The 10,186-nt window shown below is 40.9% G+C and carries 10 protein-coding genes; 7 read left to right on the top strand and 3 right to left on the bottom strand.

The window, feature by feature from the left end; all coding sequences use genetic code 11:
- Window positions 1-129: 129 nt before the first annotated feature.
- Both C7B70_RS19895 and C7B70_RS19890 read right to left on the bottom strand, forming a co-directional pair.
- Window positions 130-1,845, bottom strand: coding sequence for a protein kinase (locus tag C7B70_RS19895; RefSeq protein WP_106370735.1), 1,716 nt, complete (start codon window positions 1,843-1,845; stop codon window positions 130-132).
- 8 nt (window positions 1,846-1,853) lie between these two features.
- Window positions 1,854-2,762 (bottom strand): CoB--CoM heterodisulfide reductase iron-sulfur subunit B family protein, encoded by a 909-nt coding sequence (locus C7B70_RS19890; protein WP_106370734.1) that lies wholly within the window; start codon window positions 2,760-2,762, stop codon window positions 1,854-1,856.
- Window positions 2,763-3,001: 239 nt separating this feature from the next.
- On the opposite strand from C7B70_RS19890, the gene acpP reads away from it, so the two are divergent.
- The 7 genes from acpP to C7B70_RS19855 all read left to right on the top strand — a co-directional run bounded on the left by acpP (window position 3,002) and on the right by C7B70_RS19855 (window position 8,567).
- Window positions 3,002-3,253 carry an acyl carrier protein gene (gene acpP, locus C7B70_RS19885; protein WP_106370733.1) on the top strand — a complete coding sequence of 84 codons (252 nt, stop codon included), beginning with the start codon at window positions 3,002-3,004 and terminating at the stop codon, window positions 3,251-3,253.
- 176 nt (window positions 3,254-3,429) lie between these two features.
- A complete protein-coding gene (fabF, locus tag C7B70_RS19880) occupies window positions 3,430-4,680 on the top strand; it encodes a beta-ketoacyl-ACP synthase II (protein WP_106370732.1) in 1,251 nt (416 codons plus the stop codon).
- A gap of 208 nt (window positions 4,681-4,888) precedes the next feature.
- Window positions 4,889-6,919, top strand: coding sequence for a transketolase (gene tkt, locus C7B70_RS19875; protein ID WP_106370731.1), 2,031 nt, complete (start codon window positions 4,889-4,891; stop codon window positions 6,917-6,919).
- Window positions 6,920-7,039: 120 nt separating this feature from the next.
- Window positions 7,040-7,333, top strand: a complete 294-nt coding sequence (locus C7B70_RS19870) for a hypothetical protein (protein WP_106370730.1) — start codon at window positions 7,040-7,042, stop codon at window positions 7,331-7,333.
- Entirely contained in the window at window positions 7,330-7,746 is a 417-nt protein-coding gene (locus C7B70_RS19865; protein WP_233221005.1) for a type II toxin-antitoxin system VapC family toxin, read from the top strand. The genes C7B70_RS19870 and C7B70_RS19865 overlap by 4 nt, the downstream gene beginning before the upstream one ends.
- 120 nt (window positions 7,747-7,866) lie before the next feature.
- Entirely contained in the window at window positions 7,867-8,160 is a 294-nt protein-coding gene (locus C7B70_RS19860; RefSeq protein ID WP_106370729.1) for a hypothetical protein, read from the top strand.
- 8 nt (window positions 8,161-8,168) lie between these two features.
- Window positions 8,169-8,567, top strand: coding sequence for a type II toxin-antitoxin system VapC family toxin (locus tag C7B70_RS19855; RefSeq protein WP_106370728.1), 399 nt, complete (start codon window positions 8,169-8,171; stop codon window positions 8,565-8,567).
- A gap of 159 nt (window positions 8,568-8,726) precedes the next feature.
- On the opposite strand, the gene hisC is transcribed toward C7B70_RS19855, so the two are convergent.
- A complete protein-coding gene (hisC, locus tag C7B70_RS19850; protein ID WP_106370727.1) occupies window positions 8,727-9,776 on the bottom strand; it encodes a histidinol-phosphate transaminase in 1,050 nt (349 codons plus the stop codon).
- Window positions 9,777-10,186 lie beyond the last annotated feature (410 nt).

Raw genomic sequence — 10,186 nt, 5'->3', positions numbered from 1 at the left:
ATATTAAATAACTTAATCTTTTTAAAGAATTAAGTCTAGCAACTTTTCTCGAAAATTTGAACAGGTAACTACATTGATCGCAACTAATTATTGTGTGAAATACTGTAGTAAAGTCTTGACAAAGATACGTTACTCTAGGTCAGCTTGGGTAAAGACGATGGACGGGCAGACAGATCCGTAGCGCTTAGGTTTTAAACATTCTGCCTCTAAAGCAACATTTGAAGCATTGGCAACATTTACTTCCCAAAACTGTTTTTCTCCTCTTTTCACTTCTTTCGAGCCTATTTTTCTACGGTCGAGATAGACTGTTAACCCTACTACCGCACTGTCATTAGTAGTACCTGAGTATCGATTTGTGTTATTGATACCAAAAGTCAGCTTCAGCTTGCGAAACTGGACATTAGAATCAGGAGAGACAATTAGACAAGCAACACCTGCGGCACTATCTTTAGGAATATAGTTTGATTGACCACCTAGGATAGCTACAGCAGTTACGACTTCTTGACCGATAGTTATATCTTCAGAGCCTTTAATAAAAGGTTCGCTATTTCCAGAGGCTGTCGTGCTTAAGCATTTTGTATTGCTCAAGGGAACAGTATTTTGTGAGTTAGATAATATCGGGCTAGCTACGGTTGTTTCTAGTTGTTTTTGTGGTGATTGCACAGAACTAGCGACGGGTGTTTCTAGCGAGACTGAAGGGCTGGCGGGAGTAGCAAGAGGTAAAGAAGGACTTTCAACAGGCGTTTCTAGAGGTACGGGAATGGGTTGAGGTGGGGTTTGAGCAATTGGTTGACTCGCAGGTTTAGACTGTAAATAGGAAACTAGCCCAGTAGCACCTAAAGTTGCAGCAACAGCACCCATAACGGCTAAAGCGATCGCCAATCCAAAAGAGCGCCTTGGTTTAAGTTCATCTGGCGCAGGATTGCTAATAACTGATGGCTGTCTAGTTGTTACCGATTGTTGTTTTGTTTCATTAGAGATAACGGTGCTACCTCCTACCGGCTTACTATTAGATTGTGTCGCCACAGTTTTAGCAGTTTCCAAGTCCTGCAATATCTCTCCTGCCGACTGATAGCGAGCGCGGTAATGCACTTTTACCATTCGATCTAAAATGTTTGCTAGGCGATCGCTTACCTTTGCTTGATTTCTCCACTGTACTTCGTCTGTTTGCGTGTCTTCTGGTAATTTTTCGGGAGAAACACCCGTAACTGCTTGCAGTGCTGTCATTCCTACTGCATAGATATCACTGTTGAAACGGGGTTTTCCTGCTCTTTGTTCTAAAGGCATATACCCTTGCGTACCGATTCCTACCGTTAGATGGCTGTGGCTTTGAGTATGTACTACAGTTTGGATTTCCTTTACCGCTCCAAAATCAATTAAAGCCAAAGTATTATCATGCTTGCGAATAATATTAGCTGGCTTGATGTCTCTATGGATGACATTTTGCTGATGGACAAACGCTAAAATTCCTAATATGTCTTTTAAAAAAGAAATTACTTGCGCTTCATTCCACTTTTTCCCCGATGCTATCTCTTTACTAAGGTCTTGACCATCTACAAAGTCTTGAACTAAATAAAATTGGTTATTTTCTTCAAAGTGGGCGAGGAGACGGGGAATTTGACTGTGGCGATCGCCCAAATTATACAAAACTTGTGCTTCACTATTAAAAAAACGTTTTGCTATCTCCAATTCTTGCCCAGAATTAAAAGTTGCGTGTAATTTTTTCACTACACACTTAGGGTAATTAGGACGGTCTAAGTCTTCTGCTAAGTAGGTTTCACCAAATCCGCCTCTACCCAAATTTTTAACAATCCGGTAGCGCCCTCTAACTACTGTATTCTGCATAAAATTAGCTATACTATCCCTAACTTTTCTAAAATCGGTTTAGTTGAAACTATATGCCGCTCTAATCCTAATTGTTTTGGTGGAATACCAAGGGATAGAGCAATTAATTGGGATAAGTGTAACACGGGTAATCCGAGCTTTTTGCCAATAACTTTTTCTACTTCCGGCTGGCGAGAATCAAGGTTAAGATGGCACAATGGACAAGGCGTAACTAAACAATCCGCCCCTTGAGAAATCGCTTCAGTAATGTGCATCCCCGCCATTTTAAACGATTCTGTAGTAGCATAACTAGCCAAAGGCCAACCGCAACACTGCGTTCTACCACGATAATAAACAGGCGTTGCGCCAAGAGTTCTAAAGACATTTTCCATTGCTTCAGGTCTAAGGGGATCGTCGTAAGGCATCGATGACTGGGCGCGGAGCAAATAACACCCATAAAACGCCGCACATTTCAAGCCTTGTAAACTTTTTGTAACTCGGCGCTGAATTTCCTCTAAACCGTAATCTGTGACCAAAGCATATAATAAATGCTTAACTTCAGTAGTTCCCCTGTAAGGCGAACAACCTTCAGTGACAAGTAAGCTATTGACTTTTTCAACATAATGAGGATCTTTATGCGTTGCTTGTTTTAAACGCTCATCAACAGAACCAATCACGCCTTGACAAGTGCTGCAATGAGTTAGAAGGGTTAAATTTAATTCTTCTGCCAAAGCAATATTACGGGCATTAACAGTATCTTCTAATAATTGAGAATCTTCTTTAAAAGTACCAGAGCCACAGCAAGCGGCTTTTTTGAGTTCAACAAGTTCAATGCCTAAAGCTTGGGTAAGAGCTTGAGTAGACTGATAAAGCTCTTTGCAGGCTCCTTGAGCGACGCAGCCAGGAAAGTAAGCATATTTTAAATTTTGAGCAGGCATAACAAGTATTTTTAGCTAAAAACAACAATTGCCAGCAAGGGATCGCACCTGCTGCAAGCATTAATATTACTCGTGTTTACAAAATAAACTACACCCAAATTTTAGCCCCGAATAGGGATACTTGGAAAAATGTTCAATTTTTCGGAGCTATGCGATCGCGCCTTTAAGATAAGATAAGTATGCTCAAAATGTTAGAGCCATCAAGCAATTGATTAATTAATCGCTAAGGACGTTGAAGTATGAACGAATCAGAAATTTTTGCTAAAGTTAAAAGTATCGTCACCGAACAGTTGAGCGTGGAACCAGATAGCGTTACACCTCAATCTAACTTCGCCGATGACTTAAACGCTGACTCTTTAGATACGGTAGAGTTAGTCATGGCTTTAGAAGAAGAATTTGACGTAGAAATTCCTGACGAGGCAGCAGAACAAATTACCACAGTTCAACAAGCTGTAGACTACATTAGCAATAAAGTTGCCACTTCAGCTTAATAAAGTAAGGCTTTCGGGTGAAGCGGTAGATGACGAAGGCAAATCAGCGCTATGTAGTTTAAGTTACAAAGTCTTTTATTACTTGACTAAAGCGTCAACGTCCAAAACTCTAAACCCGAAGTATAAGGACAAATTTTCCGAGTTATGGGTGAGTAATCGCGCTACTTTAACGACCTATGGCACATTTTGATTTAAAACGAGTGGTGGTAACGGGTGTCGGTGCGATTACACCGCTAGGTAACAATCCCCAAGATTACTGGCAAGGATTGTTAGCAGGACGCAGTGGAATTGTGCCTATTACCTTGTTTGATGCCTCTAAACATAAATGCCGCATTGCTGGCGAAATTAGGGGCTTCGATCCCCAAGACTACATAGACAGCAAAGAAGCTAAACGGATGGACAGGTTTGCTCAGTTTGCAGTGGCAGCAAGCTTACAAGCGATTCGAGACGCAAAGTTTGAAATCAACGAACTGAACGCCGCTCAAGTAGGAACAATTATCGGTACGGGTATTGGTGGCATCAAAGTATTAGAAGATCAGCAAACGGTTTATTTGAATCGGGGGCCCGATCGCTGTAGCCCTTTTATGATTCCGATGATGATCGCCAATATGGCTGCCGGATTAACGGCAATTCATACCGGGGCAAAAGGACCAAATTCTTGTCCGGTCACAGCTTGTGCGTCGGGTTCTAATGCTGTAGGTGATGCTTTTCGCCTGATTCAACAAGGCTACGCTCAAGCGATGATTTGCGGGGGTACTGAAGCCGCCGTTACACCTTTGTCTTTTGCCGGATTTGCAGCCGCTAGAACGCTGTCTACCCGCAACGACGAGCCAACTCGTGCCAGCCGTCCCTTTGATCGCGATCGCGATGGTTTTGTGATGGGGGAAGGTGCAGGGATTCTACTATTAGAAGAACTCGAACACGCCCTTAGTCGTGGGGCGCGGATTTACGCTGAAATTATTGGCTACGGTTTAACCTGCGATGCCTACCACATGACCTCCCCAGTCCCCGGCGGTGAAGGCGCTACTAGAGCTATTCAGTTGGCTTTAAAGGATGGGGGACAGAGTCCAGAACAAGTAAGTTATATCAACGCTCACGGCACAAGCACAGGCGCTAACGATCCCACCGAAACGGCGGCAATTAAAAAAGCGCTGGGCGACTCGGCTTATAAAGTAGCAATTAGCTCTACTAAATCCATGACTGGGCATTTATTAGGTGGTTCTGGTGGGATTGAAGCTGTTGCCACAGTAATGGCAATCGCTGACGATAAAATTCCGCCGACAATTAACTTAGAAAACCCCGATCCTGAATGCGATTTAGATTACGTTCCTAACCATAGCCGCGATCTAAAAGTTGATGTGGCGCTGTCTAATTCCTTTGGTTTTGGCGGTCACAACGTGACTTTAGCATTCAAAAAGTATGTTTAAGATGCGAAGCCCGTTACCGGGCGCGCTTGCGCTATCGCACAGTTTTAAACAAAAAAATTAGTAGGAAATATTGCTGATTCTAACCCAAATAATTCACTTCTAAAAAACAAGGCTTGTCCGTCAACCCACCTGATGGGATGATCGGTAGTGTGCTTAAGTGTGATTTCAAATATCCCCTTGCTAACCCGTCATTAATAATTAAGAAACTATGGTTGTTGCAACCCAATCTCTCGAAGAACTTTGTATTAATTCAATTCGCTTTCTGGCTATTGATGCTGTAGAAAAGGCAAAATCAGGACATCCAGGGCTGCCTATGGGCGCGGCTCCCATGTCCTTTGTATTGTGGGATCGCTTTATGCGGTTCAACCCCAAAAATCCTGCTTGGCTCAATCGCGATCGCTTTTTATTGTCCGCAGGTCATGGCAGTATGCTACAGTACGCGCTGCTTTACCTGACAGGCTACGAAGACCTGACGATGGATGATATTAAAGCTTTCCGTCAGTGGGAATCAAAAACACCCGGACACCCCGAAAACTTTATGAATCCTGGGGTAGAGATTACTACAGGCCCTCTAGGACAAGGAATTGCTAACGGTGTCGGGATTGCAATGGCGGAGGCTCACTTAGCCGCGACTTTCAACAAACCAGGTTTGCCCATCATCGACCATTACACCTATGTAATTATGGGTGACGGTTGCAATATGGAAGGCGTAGCCAGTGAAGCTTGTTCTTTAGCCGGACACTTGGGATTAGGCAAATTAATTGCCCTTTACGATGACAACCACATCTCGATTGAAGGTTCTACCGACTTAGCTTTTACTGAAGACGTAGGTAAGCGTTACGAGTCTTACGGCTGGCACGTTTTGGTTGTAGAAGATGGCAATACTAATATTGATGCCATTCATCGAGCAATTGAAACCGCCAAATCTGTCACTGATAAGCCGACAATGATTAAAGTCCGCACAACTATCGGTTATGGTTCTCCCAATAAAGCCGATAGCTACGAAGCTCACGGTGCGGCTTTAGGCGCGGCAGAAGTGCAAGCAACACGGGAAAGCTTAGGTTGGAATTACGAGCCTTTTGAAATTCCTGAAGATGCGATGAATCACTGGCGCAAAGCAATTGAGCGCGGAGCAAAGCATGAAGAAGATTGGAATCAACTTTATGCTAATTACAAAGAGCAGTATCCCCAAGAAGCAGCTACTTTAGAGCGGATGCACGAAGCAGAACTTCCCGAAGGCTGGGAATCTGTTTTACCTAAATACACTCCTGAAGACAAAGCCGAAGCTACTCGCGTCCAATCGGGTAGAACTTTAAATGCTCTATCGGCAATTTTGCCTGAGCTAATTGGTGGTTCGGCGGATTTGGCTTCTTCTAACAACACCTTAATTAAAGGCGCGGGAGACTACCAAAAAGGACAATACCAAAACCGTAACCTCCGTTTTGGGGTGCGCGAGCATGGTATGGGAGCTATTTGTAATGGTTTAGCTTTGGATGGTTCGGGTTTAATTCCTTACTGTGCAACGTTCTTAGTCTTTACTGACTATATGCGCGCAGCGATTCGCCTTGCGGCGCTATCAGAATCGGGTGTAATTTATGTCATGACTCATGACTCAATTCAGTTAGGGGAAGATGGCCCAACCCACCAACCGATTGAACACGTAAATTCACTGCGAATGATTCCCGATTTATTGGTAATGCGTCCTGCTGATGGTAATGAAACCAGTGGCGCTTACAAAGTTGCAATAAAGGCAGCTAGGGGCAAAAAATTCGGCAACAAAACTCGCCCAACAGTTATTGCTTTGTCTCGTCTGGCTCAACCCAATTTGCCTAATTCTTCCATTGAAGGTGTAGAAAAAGGGGCTTATATTCTATCGGATAGCGACGGTACGCCTGATGTAATTTTGATGGGTACAGGTAGCGAAACTCAACTTTGCGTCCAAGCGGCGGAACAGTTGCGCGGTGAAGGGAAGAAAGTTCGAGTAGTATCAATGGTTTGTTGGGAGATTTTTCAAGACCAAGACGAAGCCTACCGCGAATCTGTATTGCCTAAAGCTGTGAAGAAGCGCATATCTGTAGAAGCTGGCGTTACTTTTGGCTGGTGTCGTTATGTTGGCGATGAAGGAATTGCGATTGGTATCGATACCTTTGGTGCTTCCGCTCCTGGCCCTGTATGTATGGAAAGGTTTGGATTTACTGTAGAAAATGTAGTAGCTAAAGCCAAATCTTTATTAGGTTAATACTTCGTTATTGATTGTAAAAGGTGGGTTGTAAATACCCACCTTTTTTTATTGGCAACTAAACACTTTTAGGCGAAGTTGATAGAGTAATTGTATCAGCAAGAAAAATCGGAGTAGGTTATGTACGAAGTTTCCCAAGAAAAAGATGTATTTTTGGTTCGCATATCGCAAATAGTTAATAATTTGATCAATAGCAATAGTTTTTACAAAGAAAAATTAGACAAAAATGAGATGGTTCCAGATTTAGTAGACTTATTCAAACAGTTTTCGTTAGAGGAGTTTACAGCTATTGATGATGAAGATTTGATTCACAGAGTTGATAGGATTTTGGTAACTCATGCTGTTTCTGGAACATTAAATGATTTAACTCCAGAACAAATGAAAATGTTTGATGAAGCAGTAGAAGGGAGATGAAAAATATTGGCTATCTACTTGACACAAATATCATTACAGCGCTCTTAAAGAAAAATGAAAAAGTTAATCGTGAATTAGATAAGGTATCGAGTCAAGAGCAAGAAGTGTTTATAAGTTGCATAACTTTTTATGAAATTAAAAGAGGGTTATTGTATGCAAAAGCTGCAAGACAATTATCTGAATTTGAGCAATTGTGCAAAAAATATAAAGTTGTATTGTTAGATGATTTACAAATTATTGAAAAAGCCTCGGAGATTCATGCAGATTTAAAACGCAAGGGTACACCTATTCAAGATGCGGATGTCTTCATAGCAGCTACCGCAATAGTGAAAGGCTTAATTTTGGTTTCTAATGATTCAGATATGTTGAGAGTTGTAGGTGTGACGGTAGAAGATTGGATAAATATAGAATGAATGCGAAGCCCGTTACCGGGCGCGCTTGCGCCATCACATTTTGCAACCTAAAATTGCAATATACCTTTTGGTGAGAGGTAAAATAGAGTAATTGTACAAATAAAAAACTTGGAGAATGCTATGTACGAAGTTTCTGAGGAAAAGAAAATATTTTTAGCTCGAATAGCACCAATAGTTGATACTTTATTTGCCAATAATAGAGTTTTTCAAGAAAAATTAGATAAAAATGAGATGCTTCAGCACATAGCCAATTTATTTAAAAAAAGTTCTATAGAGGAGCTTATAAATATTGAGGATCGAGATTTGAGCAATAAAGTAGATGGTATTTTAGTAATAAATGCAACTGCTGGAATGTTAAACGATTTAACTTTGGAGGAAATAGAAACTTTTGATGCCGCCGTTGAAGGTAGATAACAAAGTAAATGAGTTATCTTCTAGATACAAATATAGTTACGGCACATTTAAAAAATAATTTAAAGATTAAGGAAAAACTAGAAACTCAAGAGCAGGAAATATTTATAAGTTGCCTAACCTACTATGAAATCAAAAGAGGTTTGTTGGCTATAAATGCCCTATACAAGCTATCTACGTTTCAGGAATTTTGTAGGAAATATAAAGTTTTACTGTTAGACAATTTACAAATTATTGAAAAAGCCGCAGAAATTCATGCATATTTAAAACGCAAGGGTACACCTATCCAAGATGCGGATGTATTGATAGCAGCTACAGCCATAGTGAAAGGCTTGATTGTTGTTTCTAATGATTCCGATATGCTGAGAGTTGTAGGTGTGACGGTTGAAAATTGGTTGAATTTAGAATAAATGTGAAGCCCGTTATCGGGCGCGCTTGCGCTATCGCACTATCATTTTATATTGCAATTTAACTCTATACTAAAAATATTTTGCAAGGTCTAATTTTACAAAAATTTTTTGTAGTATACTCAAGGATTTAGGAGTTTTTTGTTTGAGTAGTTATGGTTTCTATTTATCTAGTATTATCTCTAAGGTTTCAATCAATAGCTGATTTTGCTCGTCATTTCCCACTGTAATCCGCAGTTTGTCTTGTAATCCTGGCTGATTGAAGTATCGCACTAAAATACCGTGCTGTTTTAATGATAGATAAATATGTTCGGCGGAAAGTGTCGGAGTTGCCAGCACAAAATTACCATAAGAATCCCTGACTGTAAAACCCAACTTTCGTAAATCTACAGTTAACTTTGCTCTTGATACTTTTACCTTTTCAGCACAAATATTTTTGTAATTTTGGTCACGCATTGCAGCCGTACCTACTAACTGTGCGATCGCATCTACGTTATAACTATCTTTAACTTTAAATAATCCTGCTAATAATTTGGGGTTAGCAATCCCAAAACCTAGCCGTAACCCAGCTAAAGAATAGCCTTTTGATAAAGTCCTCAGTACAATAACATTCTCAAATTCTCGCACTAAGGAAAGGGCAGAATCTTCGGCAAAATCAACATAAGCCTCGTCAATTACCAAAACCCCCGATAACTGACTTGCTAATTGTCGTAAATCGCCCTTGGGTACGCAATGACCAGAGGGACTATTGGGAGAAGCGATAAAGGTAATTGCTCCCTTGGCGGTAACTAATTGATCAATCGGTAACTGAAAATCATCAGGGTAAGGAATTTCGACAACTTCCGCAGGCTGCATGGCTGCTAGAGTGCGGTATAAAACGTAAGTAGGAGTAGGATAGGCGCAGGTGCGACTTCCTCCCTCAGCGCACGCCCGTACTAGCAAATTGAGCATATCATCGCTACCATTGCCCACAATTACCCAGTCTGACGGCACTTTTAAAGCTTCACTTACAGCATGACAAAATTCTCGCGCGTAGGGGTCAGGATAACGCCTAAGCCACTCTTTATCTAAGTTGCGTAATACTTCAATGGCTTGGGGAGAAGGCAAGTAAGGATTTTCATTAGTGTTGAGTTTAATAATCGGCGTTCCTGGTTTTGGTTGTTCGCCAGGGGTGTAGCCTGTCATTGCATTAATAGCAGGGCGGAAAAGCATAGAAAATGGTTAAAGAAAAAGGTCTGTTTATTATCACCTATTGATATTTTCAATAGTGAAACCAAGTCTAAAGTTAACAATCTACTAAAAATAAAACCAGTGGGTGCTTAGTTTTGTAGTTTAAAAAAATGCGATCGCCTAGTCTCAGACTTAGCAGTACAAGAAGATCCCGCTCCCTAAATTCTCCATGGACGGGAGGATTATTCCTGAGCTTTAAAGTGCTAATAAATAAATTGGGAAAAATTCAAATTATTCTATTTTTTTAAATATTTTATATATTTGTTTTAGTGTAATTTTAAATACATAAAATTCTAACACTTGTCTGCCTCAAGAGTTATCAAAGCTAAAATATTCTCCACCTCTAGCATGATAAATAGCTCCACAGTAGTTGTTAAATTTTTGGTAAAAGC

It is taken from the genome of Chlorogloea sp. CCALA 695 (assembly GCF_003003885.1).
Classification (GTDB): domain Bacteria; phylum Cyanobacteriota; class Cyanobacteriia; order Cyanobacteriales; family Chroococcidiopsidaceae; genus Aliterella.
This window is presented reverse-complemented; position numbering and strand designations above follow the sequence as displayed.

Coding starts and splice junctions, on each gene's coding strand:
- C7B70_RS19895 (WP_106370735.1), bottom strand. CDS start 1,845: ATGCAGAATACAGTAGTTAGAGGGCGCTACCGGATTGTTAAAAATTTG.
- C7B70_RS19890 (WP_106370734.1), bottom strand. CDS start 2,762: ATGCCTGCTCAAAATTTAAAATATGCTTACTTTCCTGGCTGCGTCGCT.
- acpP (WP_106370733.1), top strand. CDS start 3,002: ATGAACGAATCAGAAATTTTTGCTAAAGTTAAAAGTATCGTCACCGAA.
- fabF (WP_106370732.1), top strand. CDS start 3,430: ATGGCACATTTTGATTTAAAACGAGTGGTGGTAACGGGTGTCGGTGCG.
- tkt (WP_106370731.1), top strand. CDS start 4,889: ATGGTTGTTGCAACCCAATCTCTCGAAGAACTTTGTATTAATTCAATT.
- C7B70_RS19870 (WP_106370730.1), top strand. CDS start 7,040: ATGTACGAAGTTTCCCAAGAAAAAGATGTATTTTTGGTTCGCATATCG.
- C7B70_RS19865 (WP_233221005.1), top strand. CDS start 7,330: ATGAAAAATATTGGCTATCTACTTGACACAAATATCATTACAGCGCTC.
- C7B70_RS19860 (WP_106370729.1), top strand. CDS start 7,867: ATGTACGAAGTTTCTGAGGAAAAGAAAATATTTTTAGCTCGAATAGCA.
- C7B70_RS19855 (WP_106370728.1), top strand. CDS start 8,169: ATGAGTTATCTTCTAGATACAAATATAGTTACGGCACATTTAAAAAAT.
- hisC (WP_106370727.1), bottom strand. CDS start 9,776: ATGCTTTTCCGCCCTGCTATTAATGCAATGACAGGCTACACCCCTGGC.